Annotated in this window: 17 protein-coding genes; 8 read left to right on the top strand and 9 right to left on the bottom strand. The window is 70.2% G+C overall.

What is annotated here, in order from left to right:
* Window positions 1–1,524, top strand: a 1,524-nt coding sequence (locus AC1D12_RS07550; protein WP_477839706.1) for a glycosyl hydrolase, incomplete at its 5' end; no start/stop codon positions are given.
* Here AC1D12_RS07550 and AC1D12_RS07555 read toward each other — a convergent pair.
* The gene (locus tag AC1D12_RS07555; RefSeq protein ID WP_477839708.1) at window positions 1,512–2,423 is read right to left on the bottom strand and encodes an AraC family transcriptional regulator; all 912 of its coding nucleotides are present in this window, start codon (window positions 2,421–2,423) and stop codon (window positions 1,512–1,514) included. The two genes, AC1D12_RS07550 and AC1D12_RS07555, sit on opposite strands and share 13 nt — an antisense overlap.
* A 143-nt stretch (window positions 2,424–2,566) precedes the next feature.
* Here AC1D12_RS07555 and AC1D12_RS07560 point away from each other — a divergent pair, with 143 nt between their 5' ends.
* Window positions 2,567–2,863 carry a hypothetical protein gene (locus tag AC1D12_RS07560; protein ID WP_047504410.1) on the top strand — a complete coding sequence of 99 codons (297 nt, stop codon included), beginning with the start codon at window positions 2,567–2,569 and terminating at the stop codon, window positions 2,861–2,863.
* Window positions 2,864–2,883: 20 nt separating this feature from the next.
* Here AC1D12_RS07560 and AC1D12_RS07565 read toward each other — a convergent pair whose 3' ends face one another.
* The 3 genes from AC1D12_RS07565 to AC1D12_RS07575 are packed head-to-tail and all read right to left on the bottom strand — an operon-like array spanning window position 2,884 to window position 6,463.
* Window positions 2,884–5,235 carry a hybrid sensor histidine kinase/response regulator gene (locus tag AC1D12_RS07565; protein ID WP_477839710.1) on the bottom strand — a complete coding sequence of 784 codons (2,352 nt, stop codon included), beginning with the start codon at window positions 5,233–5,235 and terminating at the stop codon, window positions 2,884–2,886.
* Window positions 5,232–6,158, bottom strand: a complete 927-nt coding sequence (locus AC1D12_RS07570; RefSeq protein WP_477839711.1) for a DMT family transporter — start codon at window positions 6,156–6,158, stop codon at window positions 5,232–5,234. Before AC1D12_RS07570 ends, AC1D12_RS07565 begins: the two co-directional genes overlap by 4 nt.
* Window positions 6,155–6,463, bottom strand: a complete 309-nt coding sequence (locus AC1D12_RS07575; RefSeq protein WP_465111883.1) for a putative signal transducing protein — start codon at window positions 6,461–6,463, stop codon at window positions 6,155–6,157. The genes AC1D12_RS07570 and AC1D12_RS07575 overlap by 4 nt, the downstream gene beginning before the upstream one ends.
* Window positions 6,464–6,524: 61 nt before the next feature.
* Here AC1D12_RS07575 and AC1D12_RS07580 point away from each other — a divergent pair, with 61 nt between their 5' ends.
* The 5 genes from AC1D12_RS07580 (at window position 6,525) to AC1D12_RS07600 (ending at window position 10,530) form a co-directional block, all read left to right on the top strand.
* Window positions 6,525–7,517 carry a quinone oxidoreductase family protein gene (locus tag AC1D12_RS07580; RefSeq protein WP_477827583.1) on the top strand — a complete coding sequence of 331 codons (993 nt, stop codon included), beginning with the start codon at window positions 6,525–6,527 and terminating at the stop codon, window positions 7,515–7,517.
* Window positions 7,518–7,636: 119 nt separating this feature from the next.
* Complete coding sequence (gene modA / locus AC1D12_RS07585) at window positions 7,637–8,386, top strand: molybdate ABC transporter substrate-binding protein (RefSeq protein ID WP_477839713.1); 750 nt, start codon at window positions 7,637–7,639, stop codon at window positions 8,384–8,386.
* Window positions 8,383–9,060, top strand: a complete 678-nt coding sequence (gene modB / locus AC1D12_RS07590) for a molybdate ABC transporter permease subunit (protein WP_477839715.1) — start codon at window positions 8,383–8,385, stop codon at window positions 9,058–9,060. Before modA ends, modB begins: the two co-directional genes overlap by 4 nt.
* Window positions 9,057–9,722, top strand: a complete 666-nt coding sequence (locus tag AC1D12_RS07595) for an ABC transporter ATP-binding protein (RefSeq protein ID WP_477839717.1) — start codon at window positions 9,057–9,059, stop codon at window positions 9,720–9,722. Before modB ends, AC1D12_RS07595 begins: the two co-directional genes overlap by 4 nt.
* Window positions 9,652–10,530, top strand: a complete 879-nt coding sequence (locus AC1D12_RS07600) for a TOBE domain-containing protein (protein WP_477839719.1) — start codon at window positions 9,652–9,654, stop codon at window positions 10,528–10,530. The genes AC1D12_RS07595 and AC1D12_RS07600 overlap by 71 nt, the downstream gene beginning before the upstream one ends.
* Window positions 10,531–10,533: 3 nt before the next feature.
* On the opposite strand, the gene lspA is transcribed toward AC1D12_RS07600, so the two are convergent.
* From lspA to AC1D12_RS07625, 5 genes are all read right to left on the bottom strand, one after another.
* Complete coding sequence (lspA, locus tag AC1D12_RS07605; protein ID WP_465111889.1) at window positions 10,534–11,025, bottom strand: signal peptidase II; 492 nt, start codon at window positions 11,023–11,025, stop codon at window positions 10,534–10,536.
* Between the two features lie 4 nt (window positions 11,026–11,029).
* Window positions 11,030–11,197, bottom strand: coding sequence for an addiction module protein (locus AC1D12_RS07610; protein WP_197066853.1), 168 nt, complete (start codon window positions 11,195–11,197; stop codon window positions 11,030–11,032).
* Between the two features lie 22 nt (window positions 11,198–11,219).
* Window positions 11,220–14,078, bottom strand: a complete 2,859-nt coding sequence (gene ileS / locus AC1D12_RS07615; protein ID WP_477839720.1) for an isoleucine--tRNA ligase — start codon at window positions 14,076–14,078, stop codon at window positions 11,220–11,222.
* An 89-nt stretch (window positions 14,079–14,167) separates the two neighbouring features.
* A complete protein-coding gene (locus tag AC1D12_RS07620) occupies window positions 14,168–15,163 on the bottom strand; it encodes a bifunctional riboflavin kinase/FAD synthetase (protein WP_477839722.1) in 996 nt (331 codons plus the stop codon).
* A gap of 57 nt (window positions 15,164–15,220) precedes the next feature.
* Window positions 15,221–15,925, bottom strand: coding sequence for a pseudouridine synthase (locus AC1D12_RS07625; protein ID WP_047504383.1), 705 nt, complete (start codon window positions 15,923–15,925; stop codon window positions 15,221–15,223).
* A gap of 63 nt (window positions 15,926–15,988) precedes the next feature.
* On the opposite strand from AC1D12_RS07625, the gene AC1D12_RS07630 reads away from it, so the two are divergent.
* The coding region (locus tag AC1D12_RS07630; protein WP_477839724.1) for a hypothetical protein at window positions 15,989–16,215 on the top strand (227 nt) is incomplete at its 3' end.

Here is a 16,215-nt window from a genome sequence, read left to right on the forward strand (position 1 = left end):
GCCCAGTCCTTCAATGTGAGCCTGGATGCTTCAGGGCGCTACAAACTGTTGGCGAGCAGCGGTCGCGCGATGGATGTCGCGGGCGCCTCGGCGGCCGACGGTGCCACCGTGCAGCAGTGGCAGGACAACGGCACCAACGCGCAGCGCTTCACCTTCAAGCGGCTCGGCGGCAACCGCTTCGCGCTGGTGAATGCCGGAAGCGGCAAGTGCGTCGCGCCGTCGAGCAGCACCGGCCTGCAGCAGCTCGCCTGCAAGGACGAGCCCGCGCAGTCCTTCACCGTTCATCCCGTGGCCAGCGGCGGCAAGGCCGGCCCGGCGGTGGGCCGGTACTCGGTGCGTTCGGTGCATTCGCAGCTGTGCGTCGGCATCGAAGGCGCGAGCACCGCCGATGCCRCACGCCTGCTGCAGGCCGCGTGCGCCAGCGATGACGCACAGCGCTTCGACATCGCATCGGCCGGCGGCGGCGCCTGGCGCTTGACCAACGTTCGCAGCGGCAGGTCGATCAGCGTCGCCGCATCGTCCACCGCCAATGGCGCGGCCGTGCAACAGCTCGCCGATACCGCCGGCGCGAACCAGCGCTACACCGCCACCGCGATCGGCGATGCCTTCGAGCTTAAGGCGCGTCACAGCGGCAAATGCCTCGACGTGCGCGACTTCAGCACCGCGGTCGGCGGCGTGGTGCATCAGTGGGATTGCACCCGCACCGACAACCAGCAATGGCGCCTCGTGCCCGACGCCGGCACGATCCCCGCCAACCCGGTAGGCAAGAGTGCCAAGCGCGGCATCGCCTATGACGTGGCCACCACCGCCGACCTGAACGCGCTGTCGCCCGGCGTGTCCTGGTGGTACAACTGGTCGCCCCGGCCCAAGCTGACACCGCCGGCCGGCACCGACTTCGTGCCGATGCTGTGGAACTTCAGCTTCAACGACGCCGAGATCGAGGCGCTGCTGAAAGCCAACCCGCAGTACAAGTACCTGCTGGTGCTCAACGAGCCCAACCTGTGGGGCCAGGCGACGATGTCGCCGGCCGATGCGGCGGCCGCCTGGCCGCGCGTCGAGGCACTGGCCGCCAAGACCGGCGTGAAGATCGTCGGCCCGCAGATCACCTGGGGCAACCTCGCCGGCTTCGAGGATCCCGTCGTCTGGATGGACGCCTTCCAAGCCGCCTACCGCAATGCCAACGGCCAGCGCGCGCCACGCATCGACATGATCGGCTTCCACTGGTACGACTACGGCCTGGCCGCGCAGCTCGACCGCCTCACCAAATACGGCAAGCCGTTCTGGGTCACCGAGTTCGCGAACTGGCACACCGGCGACGGCTCGGCGCAGATCGACAGCGTGGCCAAGCAGAAGGCGCAGATGGCCGAGATGGTCGGCGTGCTGGAGAACCGCGCCGATGTCGTGCGCCACGCCTGGTTCACCGGCCGCTGGAGCAACGACGTGCACTTCTCGAGCCTGCTCGGTGCCGACGGCCAGCTCACCGAACTCGGCAAGTACTACCTGACGCTGCCCTACAAGCCCTGAGCATCCGCGGCCACGCCGGCCGACACGTCGCGCACCGGCGGTTGCCCATACAGCCGCGCGTACTCGCGGCTGAACTGCGACGGGCTCTGGTAGCCCACGCGGTGGCCGGCGGTCGCGACGCCCAGCCGCTCCACCACCAGCAGCCGGCGCGCCTCGTGCAGGCGCAGCTGTTTCTGGTACTGCATCGGCGTCAGCGCCGTCACCGCCTTGAAGTTGTGGTGCAGCGACGATTCGCTCATGCCGACATGCGACGCGAGGTCCTCGATGCGCAGCGGCTCGGCGAAGTGCCGGCGCAGCCAGTCGACCGCCTTGCCGACCCGGTTGCTGCGGCTGTCGGCCGACATGATCGCGAGCAGCCGCCCGCCGTCGGGGCCGGTCAGCAGCCGGTACAGGATCTCCTCCTCGACCAGCGGTGCGAGCGCCGGGATGTCGTTCGGGCTGTCGAGCAGGCGCAGCAGGCGGATCACCGCGTCCAGCAGCTCGGGCGGCGCGCGGTTCACGGTGACGCCGCGCAGGCCGTCGCCGGGCGGTGCGGCCTGCGGCGCGCGCACGCGGCGCAGCAGCTCGGTGAGCCGCACGCCATCGATCGACATGCCGAGTCCGAGGCTGGGTGATGTTTCGGTCGCGACGGTGACGCGCGAGACGATCGGCAGGTCGACCGAGGTGACCAGGTAGTCGCCGACGCCGTAGCGGTACTCGTCGTTGCCGAGCGTCAGGATCTTCTCGCCCTGCGCCAGCAGCGCGAAGCAGGGCCACTGCGCAGCGTAGTGCGGCTGCGACGGTGACGAACAGCGGCCGAAGAACAGGTTGCCGATGGCGGTCGTCGCCTGCCCGTCGGCGGGCGCGTAGCGGGCGATCAGCGCGGCGATCTCGGCGTAGCGGTCAAGGGTCGAAGCCATGCCCACGATCTTGCACGAGACGCTGCGCGTTGCCGTGTCACGAGCGCACGATTTGCAGGATCGTGCATGAGTTCTGGAGGATCCGGCTAACGGGTCTCGGGCCGGCTGCAGGATGATGCGAGCCGTCTCACCGGAGGAAGCCCATGACCGAAGCGATCGAAATCACCACCTTCAAGCTCGCGAACTGCACCTGCGACGACTTCATCGATGCCAACGTCGAGATCGACGACTGGCTCAAGCGCCAGGCGGGATTCCGCTCGCGCCGGCTCGCGCAGTGGAACGACGGCACCGTCGTCGACATGCTGATCTGGGATTCGGCCGCGCATGGCCGGGTCGCGATGGCGCGGCTGATGAACGAGATGGGCCACTCGCGCGTGCACGCGATGATCGACCAGCCGACGGTGTCGTGGAGCGTGGCGCCGGTGCGGCACCAGATCTGAACGCGCCGCGTCCGACCGATTCACTCCGCCCGCTGCACCGCCCGCGCCTTCAATCGCCGCTCGATCGCCGCCACCAGCTGCTCCTGCGTGAACGGCTTGGCCACGTAGTCGTCCATGCCGGCGGCGAGGCAGGCTTCGACGTCGCCCTTCATCGCGTTCGCGGTGAGGGCGACGATCGGCAGCCGGGCCAGGTCGCTGACGCCCTCGGCACGCTCGATCTCGCGCAACCGCGCGGTCGCCTCGAAGCCGTCGACCACCGGCATCAGGCAGTCCATCAGCACCACGTCGAAGGCATGGCTGCGCGCCGCGTCGATCGCGGCCTGGCCGTCGGACACCACCTGCACGTCGTAGCCGGCCAGCCGCAGCATCTGCGCCGCCACCTCCTGGTTCACCAGGTGGTCCTCGGCCAGCAGCACGCGGGCGCTGCGCACCGGGGCCGCCACCGGCAGCGCAGCCGCCGGCAGCACCGCGTCGGGCACCGGCTGCGCTTCATGCGCCAGCAGGTCGATCAGCGCGCGCCGCAGCTCCTGCTTGCGCACCGGCTTCGACAGCCAGCGCTCCACGCCCAGCCGCGTCAGGCTGATCGCCGGCATGTCCAGCCCCTGCGAGCTCAGCATCACGATCTTCAGCCCGTCGAGTCGGCGGTTCGCGCGGATGCGCTGCGTCAGCGTCAGGCCGTCCATGTCGGGCATGTGCACGTCGAGGATCGCCAGGTCGTGCACCACCGGCCGCTTGCTCATCAGCTGCAGCGCATGCTCGCCGCCCTCGGCGGTGTCCACGCGCAACCCCCAGGCGCTCAGCTGGTGGCGCAGGATGTCGAGGTTGGTCGTGTTGTCGTCCACCACCAGCACCTGCAGCCCCTGCAGCGCCGCGGCCTCGCGGTCGGTCAGCAGGGTCGTGCTGTCGGGCACCAGCCGCATCGGCAGCGAGAACCAGAAGCGCGAGCCCTCGCCGCGCGTGCTCTGCAGCTGCAGCTTGCCGCCCATCATCGCCACCAGCTGGCTCGAGATCGTCAGGCCCAGCCCGGTGCCGCCGTGGCGCCGCGTGCGCGAGCTGTCGGCCTGCGTGAAGGCATCGAACACCCGCGCCTGGTCGGCCGTCGAGATGCCCGGGCCCGAATCCGACACCGCGAACTCCAGCAGCGCCGCATGGTTGTGCGCCGCGCTGCTGGCCGGCATCTTGGTCACCGAGATCATCACGTGGCCGCGCTCGGTGAACTTCACCGCATTGCCCAGCAGGTTCATCAGCACCTGGCGCAGCCGCGCCGCATCGCCGTAGGCGCGCACCGGCAGGTCCGGGCCCATCTGGCAGATCACCTCCAGCCCCTTGGCATGCGCCTGCACCGCCAGCAGCTCGGCCACGTCGTAGGCCACCTCGCAGGGGTTGAACGGCAGCGATTCGACCTCGAACTTGCCGGCCTCGATCTTCGAGAAATCGAGGATGTCGTTGATGACGCCCAGCAGCGCCTGGCCCGAGCGGTGCGCGCTGTCGGCAAAGCGGCGCTGCTGGTCGTTCAGCGTCGTGCCCATCAGCAGCTCGGTCATGCCGAGCACGCCGTTCATCGGCGTGCGGATCTCGTGGCTCATGTTGGCGAGGAACTGCGACTTGGCCTGGCTGGCCGCCTCGGCCGCATCCTTCGCGGCCTGCAGCTCGGACAGGTGCTGAGCCTTCTCGGCCGAGGCCAGCTCCATGCGCCGGCGGATCAGGAAGCCGTAGACCAGCATGCCCAGCGTGATCGCGGTGACGCCGACGGCGCTCGCGAGCTCGAGCCAGCGGTAGCGGCCCACCGACTGGCTCAGCGCATCGAACTGCGCCTTCTGCAGCGTGCGCGAGATGCGCGAGACACCGCGCAGGTCTTCCTGCAGCAGCGCATAGCTGCGGTCGACCTCGACCATCGCGCGCGAGGCCGCATCGAGCCGCTGCTCGCCGAAGCGCTGCAGCGTGGTCTCGGATTGCTCGACCATGCGCTGCACCGTGTTGCCGGCCGATTGCAGCCCCTGCACCATCAGCTCGCGCTCGCCTTCGGCCGGGTGGGCCTCGAAGCGCTGCATCGCGGCCGCGAGCGCCTGCTTGAAGCGCCCGTGCGCGGCATGCAGCCGCTCGCGCTCGTGGTCGACCTGGCCCGACGCGAAGATGTCGTTGGCCGGTGCGTCGACCTCGCCGGCCAGGCGGCGCAGCTCGCCCAGCGCCTCGAAGCGGGCAGCCCAGCCGCGGTCGGCGGCGAGCGAATCGCCGAAGCGCTCGTTGACCTTGACGCCCAGGAACTGGTCGAGCCCGATCACCACCAGGATCAGCAGCGCGGCCGCACCGTACAGCAGTTGCCACGAGCGCTTGCGAGCGGAGGGAACTGCGACGGGGCCGGAAGGTGTCATGGTGTCCTGCGAGGCGCTGCGCGGGATGTTACGACGATCCCCGCGGCAATCAACCCGAACGCCGCGACGTGGTACCACTGCGGCCCTTCGCCCAGCATCGCGGCCGACATCAGCGCGGCGAACACCGGCGTCAGGTTCGCGAAGAAGGCCGCCACCGCCGGCCCCACCGCGGTGACGCCCGCGCCCCAGCAGAAGTACGCCACGATCGATGGGCCGATCGCCACGTAGGCGAGCGCCGCATACACCGCGCCGGACCACATGATCGGCTGCCCGTCGAGCGCCTGCTCGGCGCCCGCGCCGGCAGCGGCCCACAGCGCACCGAAGCCGACCTGGGCGAGCAGGAACTCCGCGGCGCTCCAGGGCGGCCGGTCGGGCGGGCGCATCGAGGCCGGCGGGCGCGCCAGCATCCAGCTGTAGACCGCCCACAGCGCGGTGGCCAGCAGCATCAGCAGGTCGCCGGGCACCAGGTGCAGCTGCAGCAGCGTCGACGGGTGGCCGTGCGACAGCACCAGCGCCACGCCGAGCAGCGACAGCACGGCGCCGGCCCCCTGGCGGCGCGTCGGCCGCTCACCGTAGGCCAGCGCGCCGACCGCGAGCATGAAGAGCGGCGAGCTGGCGGCGATCAGCGTCACGTTGATCGGCGTGGAGGTGGTGACCGCCATGTACTGCAGCGCGTTGTAGCTGCCGACACCCATCAGGCTGAGCGGTGCGAGGTAGCGCAGGCGCCCGGCGAGCTCGCCCGGGCGCCTGAACAGGCGCCAGCCGATCGGCAGCAGCAGCACGAAGGCGAGCGACCAGCGCAACGCGTTCAGCGCGAGCGGCGGCACGCTGCCGACCATCAGCCGCCCGACCACGGCGTTGCCGGCCCACAGCAGGGGCGGCAAGGTGAGCATCAGGATGATGCGGGGATGGAGGGCCGTCATGCCGCGGGCATCGCGGCGCCGCAGTTCCAGCACTGCTCGAAGGGCCCGTCGATCACTTCATGGCATTGCGGGCAGGCCCACAGATGGCGGCGCGGATGCTGCAGCTCGTCGAGCCGCACGAGGGCGCGCGCATGGTCGGCCTCGTCGTCGACCCACAGCTCGGGCAGGGTCTCGCTGGGCGGCACGCCGCCCGACAGGCTGCTCGCGAACGCGCGTTGCACGGTGGTGGGGATTCCCGTCTGCGTGAGCATGTCGGCCCAGAGCTGGGCGAGGGCGAGGTTGGGTGCGGTGGTGAGGCGTTTCAAGACCGGGTGCAGGCAGGGTCGCGGGAGTGCTGGCACGATAACGCATCCACTGGAGCAACCCATGCCACTTACTGCACATGCCGTCCGCCTCGACCGAGCCGGCGGGCCCGAGACCCTGACGCTGTCCGAGGTCGTGGTCGGCGAGCCCGGCCCGGGCGAGATCCGCATCCGCCACCATGCGATCGGCATCAACTACATCGACGTCTACCACCGCAGCGGTGCGTATCCGCTGCCGGCACCGTTCGGCCTCGGCGTCGAGGGGGCCGGGGTGGTCGAGGCGGTGGGCGAGGGCGTCACGCACCTGCGCGCCGGCGACCGCGCGGCCTACGTGAGCCAGCCGCCCGGTGCCTACGCGACGCTGCGGGTGATGCCGGCCAAGTGCGTCGTGAAGCTGCCCGACGCGATCGGTTTCGACGAGGGGGCGGCGATGATGCTGAAGGGCTTCACCACGCAGTACCTGCTGCGCCGCACGCTGCCGCAGGCCGGGCTCGTGGCGGGCGACTTCGTGCTGTTCCATGCCGCGGCGGGCGGCGTCGGGCTGATCGCCTGCCAGTGGGCGCGTGCGCTCGGGCTGCAGTTGATCGGCACTGCGAGCACCGACGAGAAATGCGCTGCCGCGCAGGCACATGGCGCGGCCTTCACGATCAACTATGCGCGCGAGGATTTCGCGGCCCGGGTGCGCGAGATCACCGGCGGCAAGGGCGTGAAGGTGGTCTACGACGGTGTCGGCCGCGACACCTGGGACAAGTCGCTCGACTGCCTGCAGCCGTTCGGCCTGATGGCCAGCTATGGCAGCGCGTCGGGCAAGGTGCCCCCGTTCGACCTGGGCGTGCTCGGCGCGAAGGGCTCGCTGTTCCTGACGCGGCCCACGGTGTTCACGCACATCGCGACCCGCGAGTCGACCCAGGCGATGGCCGACGAGCTGTTCGCGATCGTGGCCAGCGGGCAGGTGAAGATCCCGGTGGAGCACCGCTACGCGCTGAAGGATGCGGGGCAGGCGCACGTCGACCTGGAATCGCGCAGGACGGTGGGCGGGTCGGTACTGATTCCGTAGTTCGAGCTTTGCTGCGACCGGCGCGCCCCAGCCTCCCCGCCCGCGCCTTCCGCGCCAACGCGACAAGTTCGATATGTAGTGCGATACATTTCGGGGTTCTCCACGCTGTAGCAACTCCCATGCGCCTCGCCGCCCGCCTGCTGACCGCTGCCTTCTCGCTTCTCGCCCTCGGCGCCCACGCCGCCGACCTGACCGTCTCGGCGGCCGCCAGCCTGACCAACACCTTCAAGGAGCTGGCCCCCGCCTTCGAGGCGCAGAACCCGGGCACCAGGCTGCTGCTGAACTTCGCGGCCTCCGACGCGCTGCTGGCGCAGATCGCGAAGGGCGCGCCGGTCGACGTGTTCGCGTCGGCCGACCAGGAGACCATGGACCGCGCGCAGGCGCAGCAACTGGTGGCCGCCGGCTCGCGCCGCGACTTCGTCAGCAACTCGCTGGTGCTGATCGCGCCGTTCGACAGCACGCTGGCACTGGGCGCGCTGGCCGACCTGAAGCAGCCCGGCGTCAAGCGCATCGCGTTCGGCCAGCCGAGCGGCGTGCCGGCCGGCCGCTACGCGAAGGGCGCGCTCGAGGCCGCGAAGCTGTGGACCGAGCTCGAACCCAAGGCCGTCTACGCGCAGAACGTGCGCCAGGCGCTCGACTACGTCGCGCGCGGCGAGGCCGAGGCCGGCTTCGTCTACGGCACCGACGCCGCCGTGCTGAAGGACAAGGTCAAGCTGGCGCTGACCGTGCCCACCGACACCCCGATCCGCTACCCGGTCGCCCGCGTCGCCGGCAGCCCGAACCCGGCGGCCGCGCGCGCCTTCGTCGACTACCTGCTGTCGCCGGCCGGCCAGGCGGTGCTGGCGCGCTACGGCTTCCAGAAGCCGTGAACGCCGCGGAGTCCGCGTGGATCCCGCTCGCGCTGTCGCTGAAGGTGGCGGGCTGGGCCACGCTGATCGACCTGGTGCTCGGCGTCGGCCTCGGCTTCCTGCTGGCGCGCGGCCGCTTCCCCGGGCGCGAGCTGCTCGATGCGATCCTCACGCTGCCGATGGTGCTGCCGCCCACCGTGCTCGGCTACTACCTGCTGGTGCTGATCGGCAAGCGCGGCTGGCTCGGCGCCTGGCTGTACGAGCATCTCGGCATCCAGCTGATCTTCACCTGGCAGGGCGCGGTGATCGCGGCCAGCGTGGTCGCGCTGCCGCTGGTGCTGAAGGCGGCGCGCGCGGCCTTCGAGGGTGTCGAGCCGCAGCTCGAGAACGCCGGCCGCGTGCTCGGGCTGTCGGAGGCGGCGGTGTTCTTCCGCATCACGCTGCCGCTCGCCTGGCGCGGCATCCTGGCCGGCCTGCTGCTGTCGTTCGCGCGCTCGCTCGRCGAATTCGGCGCGACGCTGATGGTGGCCGGCAGCATCCCCGGGCGCACGCAGACGCTGTCGGTCGCGGTCTACGAGGCAGTGCAGGCGGGGCAGGACGGCGTGGCCAACGTGCTGGTGCTGATCACCTCGGTGACCTGCATCGTCGTGCTGCTGCTGGCCGGAAGGCTGCTGCGGGGGAGGGCCGTGCGATGAGCTTCGAGGTCGACATCCGCAAGACGGTCAGCAGCCCGCAGCGGCGCTTCGAGCTGCAGGTGCGCTTCACGTCGCAGGCGCGGCGCACGGTGATCTACGGGTCGTCGGGCGCCGGCAAGACGCTGACGCTGCAGGCGATCGCCGGGTTGCTGCGGCCGGATGCCGGGCGCATCGTCTTCAACGGCGAGACCCTGTTCGATGGCAGTGCTCGCCTCCTGGTGCCGGCCCGGCAGCGCCGCTTCGGCTACCTGTTCCAGGACTACGCGCTGTTCCCGCAGTTGAACGTGCGGCAGAACATCGCCTTCGGGCTGCAGCGCGGCTGGCGCAACCCGCCGCGCGACGTGGGCGGCGAGGCGGTCGAGCGCTGGCTCGCGGCGCTGGAGCTGCAGCCGGTGGCGTCGCAGCTGCCGCACCAGCTGTCCGGCGGCCAGCGCCAGCGCACCGCGCTCGCGCGTGCGCTCGTCAACGGGTCACGCGCGTTGCTGCTCGACGAGCCGTTCTCCGCGCTCGACCCGGCGCTTCGCGAGCGCACGCGCGACGAGCTGGACCGGCTGCTGTCGCAGATCGACATCCCGCTCGTGATGATCACGCATGACCCGGACGACCTGGGCCGCTTCGGCGAACAGGTGCTGCAGCTGCGAGAGGGAGTCGTCAGTGGCTGACGCGCCGGCCGAAGCGCTGACCGTCGGCGCCGAGCTGACGCTGAACCTCGGCGGGCAGAGCCTGGCCGGCACGCGGCGCATCGCGCTGCTGGTGGAGATCGCGCGGCTGGGCTCGATCACGCAGGCCGCGAAGGCCGCCGGCTTCAGCTACAAGGGCGCGTGGGATGCGGTCGAGCAGATGAGCAACCTGGCCGGCGAGCCGCTGCTGGAACGCAGCGCCGGCGGGACCGGCGGCGGGCGCACGCGGCTCACGCCGCGCGGCGAGCAGCTGCTGCGCAATGTCGTGCTGATCCAGCAGGAGCATGCACGTTTCGTCGAGCGGCTGAACCGGCAAGCGGGTGGCCTGGCCGGCGACTATTCACTGATGGAAGGGCTGGCGATGAGAACGAGCGCACGCAACCAGTTCGCCGGCACCGTGGTGTCGCTGCGCGGCGGGGCCATCAATGACGAGGTCGAGCTCGAGGCGATCGGCGGGCTGCGCATCGTCGCGAGCATCACGCACGAGAGCACGGCCGAGCTCGGCCTCGCGGTCGGCGCGAAGGCGTTCGCGCTGATCAAGGCCTCGTCGATCATCCTGATGGCCGACATGCGCGGCGTGCGGCTGTCGGCGCGCAACCAGCTGAAGGGCGTGGTGTCGCGCGTCACGCCGGGCGCGGTGAACTGCGAGGTGGTGCTGGCGCTGGCCGGCGGCGGCGCGGTGGCGGCGATCATCACCAACGACAGCGCGCAGGCACTGGCGCTGGAGGTCGGCAGTTCGGCCACCGCCGTCTTCAAGGCGTCGAGCGTGATCGTCGGCGTGGCGGCCTGACGATCACTTGCCGCGCCGCACCCGGCGCAGCTCGTCGACGATCAGCAGGATCGCGCCGAGCGTGATCGCGCTGTCGGCGAGGTTGAACGACGGAAAGAACTTGTCGGCCCAGTGCACCTGGATGAAGTCGACGACGTAGCCGTGCAGCAGCCGGTCGATCACGTTGCCGAGCGCGCCGCCGAGGATCAGCGCGAGCGCCCAGGCGAACAGCTTCTGCCCGCCGTGGCTGCGCAGCATCCAGACGATGAAGCCGGCGGCCACTGCCCCCAGCCCGACGAAGAACCAGCGCTGCCAGCCCGACGCGCCGGCCAGGAACGAGAACGCCGCGCCGGTGTTGTGCACCCGGACCACGTTGAAGAACGGCGTGACGTGCACGCTGTCGCCGTACGCGAAGTTGGCGAGGATCAGCGACTTGGTCAGCTGGTCGAGCACGATGATGACGAGGGCGATGCCCAGCCAGGGGAGCAGGGATGCGGAGGATTTCTTGAAGGACATGTTTTCAGCGATTGCGCAGGAGCGCGAGTGCGATGGCTTCGGACACCGGGGTGCGGTCGTCCTTCGTTTCTGCCACGATGCTTTCCCACAACTCCTCGGCCAGCTGCACCCGCTCATCAACGGGGAGCTTGAACAGGTCAGGGTACTCCGCGCGAGGATTGCTGTGGTTCATCGAGGGCTCCTTGAGGGAAGGTTCAGGCGACTGTACGCGTCTCGCCGTCACCGTACAGGTTACTTGTGCACCTGCCGCAGATCGTCGGATGCCGCGCCTCGCTGCCGACATCGTCGCGGTAGTGCCAGCAGCGCTCGCACTTGGTCGCCGCCGACGGCGTGACGCTGACGGCCAGCGCCGCGCCCGCCGCGATCCGCGCCTGCGACGTGATCGTCACGAAGCGCAGGTCGTCGCCGAGCGACGCGAGCAGCGCATGGTCGTCGGCCGCCGCGGTGATCAGCAACTCGGCCTGCAGCGACGAGCCCACCTGGCCCGCGCTTCGCAGCGCCTCGATCTCCTTGTTGGCCACGTCGCGGATCTCGCGCAGGCGGCTCCACTTCGCGAGCAGTGCGTCGTCGGCCCAGGCCGAGGTGTCGCTGAAGGTCTCGATGAAGATCGATGCCGACTGCCCCGGCGCGAACACCTTCCACGCCTCTTCCGCAGTGAAGCTCAGGAACGGCGCCATCCAGCGCAGCATCGCGTGCGTCACGTGCCACAGCGCGGTCTGCGCGCTGCGCCGCGCGAGCGACTTCGGCGCGGTGGTGTACAGCCGGTCCTTCAGCACGTCCAGCCAGAACGCGCCCAGGTCCTCGCTGCAGAACACCTGCAGCTTGGCCACCACCGGGTGGAACTCGTACACCTCGTAGTGCTTCAGCACCTCGGCCTGGAACTGCGCCGCGCGCGCGAGTGCGTAGCGGTCGATCTCGAGCATCTGCCCGACCGGCACCGCATCGGTCGCCGGATCGAAATCGCTGGTGTTGGCCAKCAWGAAGCGCAGCGTGTTGCGGATGCGGCGGTATGCATCGACGACGCGCGCCAGGATCTTCTTGTCGATCGCGAGGTCGCCCGAGTAGTCGGTCGCCGCACACCACAGGCGCAGGATCTCGGCCCCCATCTCCTGCACCGAATCCTGCAGCGAGATGAAGTTGCCCAGGCTCTTGCTCATCTTGCGGCCCTGGCCGTCGACCGTGAAGCCGTGCGTCAGCAGGCCGCGGTACGGCGCATGGCCTTCCATCGCGCAGGCGATCAGCAGCGACGAGTGGAACCAGCCGCGGTGCTGGTCGTGGCCTTCGAGGTACAGGTCGGCCTCGGGACCGGCCGCACCGTTCGGCCCGCCGGTCGTGCCCGGCTGGCTGCCCACCTTCTCGTTGAGCACGTGGAAGAAGGTCGAGCCCGAATCGAACCAGACGTCGAGGATGTCGTTGCTCTTGATGTAGTCGCCGGCCTCGGCGCCCAGCACCTCGTCGACCGTCAGCTTCGACCAGGCCTCGACGCCGCCTTGCTGCACCACCTCGGCCGCGCGGTCGATCAGCGCCATCGTGTCGGGGTGCAGTTCACCCGTCGCCTTGTGCAGGAAGAACGGCAGCGGCACGCCCCAGTTGCGCTGGCGGCTGATGCACCAGTCGGGCCGGTTCGCGATCATGTCGTGCAGCCGGGTCCGCCCGTTCTCCGGGAAGAAGCTGGTCTCGCCGATGGCCTCCAGCGCGGTCTGGCGCAGCGTCTTCGGCGCCTTGTCCTTCGTGAACACGCCGTCGCCTTCATCCATGCGCACGAACCACTGCGCCGCGGCGCGGTAGATCACCGGCGTCTTGTGGCGCCAGCAGTGCGGGTAGCTGTGTGTCAGCTTCGAGGTGGCGAGCAGCCGGCCGGCGTCGCGCAGCGCATCGGCCACCAGCGGCGCGGCCTTCCAGATGTGCAGGCCGCCGAACAGCGGCAGCGTCGCCTCGTAGACGCCGTTGCCCTGCACCGGGTTCAGGATGTCGTCGATCGCCAGCCCGTGCTCGCGGCAGGAGTTGAAGTCGTCCACGCCATAGGCCGGCGACGAGTGCACGATGCCGGTGCCGTCGTCGGCGGTGGCGTAGTCGGCCAGGTACACCGGGCTCACGCGGTCGTAGCCGGGATCGACGTGGGCCAGCGGGTGGCGGAAGGTGATGCCGTCGAGGTTCTTGCCGAGCGTGGTGGCGAGCACGGTGCCGGTGAGGCCGTAGCGCTCCAGGCACTTGTCGACCAGCGCCGACGCCAGCAGCAGGATGCCGCGCTCGGTGTCGACCAGCGCGTACTCGAGTGCCGGGTTCAGGTTCAGCGCCTGGTTGGCGGGGATGGTCCACGCGGTGGTGGTCCAGATCACCGCGAACGCGTCCTTCGCGAGCGACGGCAGGCCGAAGGCCGTGGCCAGCTTCGCGGGCTCGGCCGCGAGGAAGGCGACGTCGACCGCCTGCGACTGCTTGTCGGCGTACTCGATCTCGAACTCGGCCAGCGACGAGTGGCAGTCGAAGCACCAGTAGACCGGCTTCAGCCCGCGGTACACGAAGCCGCGCTCGATCAGGCGCTTCAGCACGCGGATCTCGTTGGCCTCGTTGCCGAAATCCATCGTGCGGTACGGGTGGTCCCAGTCGCCCAGCACGCCGACGCGCTTGAAGTCGGCCATCTGCTGCGCGATCTGCTCGCCGGCGTAGGTGCGGCTCTTCGCCTGCACGTCAGCGCGTTCGAGGTTGCGGCCGAAGGTCTTCTCGATCTGGTTCTCGATCGGCAGGCCGTGGCAGTCCCAGCCCGGCGTGTAGCGCGCGTCGTAGCCGGCCAGCTGGCGCGCCTTGACGATCATGTCCTTCAGGATCTTGTTGGCCGCGTGGCCGACGTGCAGCGTGCCGTTGGCGTAGGGCGGGCCGTCGTGCAGCACGAAGCGCGGGCGGTTCACGCGGGCGTCGCGCAGCTGCTTGTAGATGCCCTGGTCGCTCCACTCCTTGATCCAGCCCGGTTCGCGCTTGGGCAGGTCGCCGCGCATCGGGAACGGCGTGTCGGGCAGGTTGAGGGTGCTTCGGTAGTCCGTGGTCTTGTCGGTCATGGCTTTGCGCGCCGCGCGGCGCGTCTCGAAGGCAGGGTGCCGGCGCCAGGCGCCGGGGCTCGCGAAAAGAAGGGGAGGAGCGGCGAGCGTTAAATTCGGTCGCGCGTGGTCTGGCGGCGTTGCGCGGCGTACGAGGCGAGGCACACGCGGGCGTCCTGCACGTCCTGCTCGATCGCCGCCGTCAGGGCTTCCAGCCCGTCGAAACGGGCCTCATCGCGAAGTTTGTGCAGCAGTTCCACGCGGACGAGTTTACCGTAGGCCCCCTCGGCCCCGAGGCGTGCGGGCCAATCGAGGCAATGCACTTCGAGCAGCACGCGGCCGGCGTCTTCCACCGTCGGGCGCACACCCAGGCTCGCGACCCCGTCCAGCGGCTGCTCGCCCAGGCCGTGGGTGCGCACCGCGTAGATGCCCATCGCCGCCGACTTGGCGTGCGCGAAGCGCAGGTTCAGCGTGCGGAACCCCAGCTCGCGGCCGAGCTTGCGGCCGTGCACCACGTGGCCGCTGATGCTGTAGGTGCGGCCGAGCAGCGATTCGGCCTGCGCCATGTCGCCGTCGGCCAGCGCCTGGCGCACCGCCGAACTCGACACCCGCAGCCCGTGCACCTCGTAGCTCTTCATGCGGGCGACGTCGAAGCCCTGCGCCGGGCCGGCGGCATCGAGCATCGCGTAGTCGCCGGCCCGCTTCGCACCGAAGCGGAAGTCGTCGCCGACCAGGATGTAGCGGGCGCCCAGGCCGCGCACCAGCATGTCGACGATGAAGGCCTCGGGCGACAGCGACGCGAGCGCATGGTCGAAGCGCAGCACGACGACCTGGTCGACGCCGCAGCGCTCCAGCTCGGAGAGCTTGTCGCGCAGCGTCGCGATGCGCGCTGGCGCGAGCTCCGGCTTGCCGGCGGCGCGGGCGAAGTAGTCGCGCGGGTGCGGCTCGAAGGTCATCACGCACGAGGGCAGCCCGCGGTGCTGGGCCTCGTTGCGCAGCAGCGCCAGCATGGCCTGGTGGCCGCGGTGGACGCCGTCGAAGTTGCCGATCGTGAGGGCGCAGGCATCGGCGATGCCGGGATGGTTGAAACCGCTGAAGACGCGCATGGGCGGGCATTATCCGTCGCGGCGCAGCGGGCCGCTCGCGGTGCCACCCCCCTTGGATCAGCGCTTGCGCTCCAGCTGTTCCCGCTCCGCCGCGCTGACCCAGCGCCACGCGCCGCTCGGCACGCCTTTCAGCGTCAGCTCGCCGAAGGCGCTGCGGTGCAGGCCTTCGACCCGGTTGCCCACCGCGGCCACCATGCGCTTGACCTGGTGGTACTTGCCTTCGGTCAGCGTGAGCCGCAGCGTGGTTTCACCGGTTGCCTCGCAGGCCGCGGCGCGCACCGGCGCCGGGTCGTCGTCGAGCACCACGCCGGCCAGCAGCTGCGCCACCTGCCCGGGCGTCACCTCGTGTTTCGCCGTCACCTCGTAGACCTTCGGCACGTGGTGCTTCGGCGAGGTCAGCCGGTGGATCAGCGTGCCGTCGTCGGTCAGCAGCAGCAGGCCGGTGGTGTCCTCGTCGAGCCGGCCGACCGGCTGCACGCCGCGGTTGCGCAGCGGCGGGGGCAGCAGGTTCAGCACGCTCGGGTGGTGCTTCGGCTTCTGCGAGCATTCGTGGCCGGTCGGCTTGTGCAGCAGCACCAGCGCCTTCTCGTGAAAACGCCAGTCGCGGCCCTGCACCGTGAACACCAGGCCCTCGGTGTCGACCTCTTCGGCCGGCTCCTCGATGACCCGTCCGCCGACCGACACCAGCCCGTGCCAGACCAGGCCCTCGCATTCGCGGCGTGTGCCGAAGCCTTGGGAAAACAACACCTGCGACAAGCGCATCGACGATCTCTTTCGTTCGGAAGGGCGGTTCGGCCCCGGCTTCGCCGGGAACCCCGGGGGAGGGTGGCGTCACTCAGCCAGATCGTTCATTTGACGCGGGATGGCTTCATGACGGGTTGTCGGGATTGTCGCAGCGGCCTCGGGGCGTGCCCCTGGCTGCTCGACGAGCAGGGCCGCACCATCCGGCTCCGGGCCCGGCAGATCAGCCTGTCGACGCTCGAACACCTCGCCCGGTTGTTGCAAGAGGGGCCGCCGGCGCATCTCGACCTGTCGAGCGCGCCCTTCGGGTG

The sequence above is a fragment of the Rhizobacter sp. P1_G5 genome (assembly GCF_056405435.1).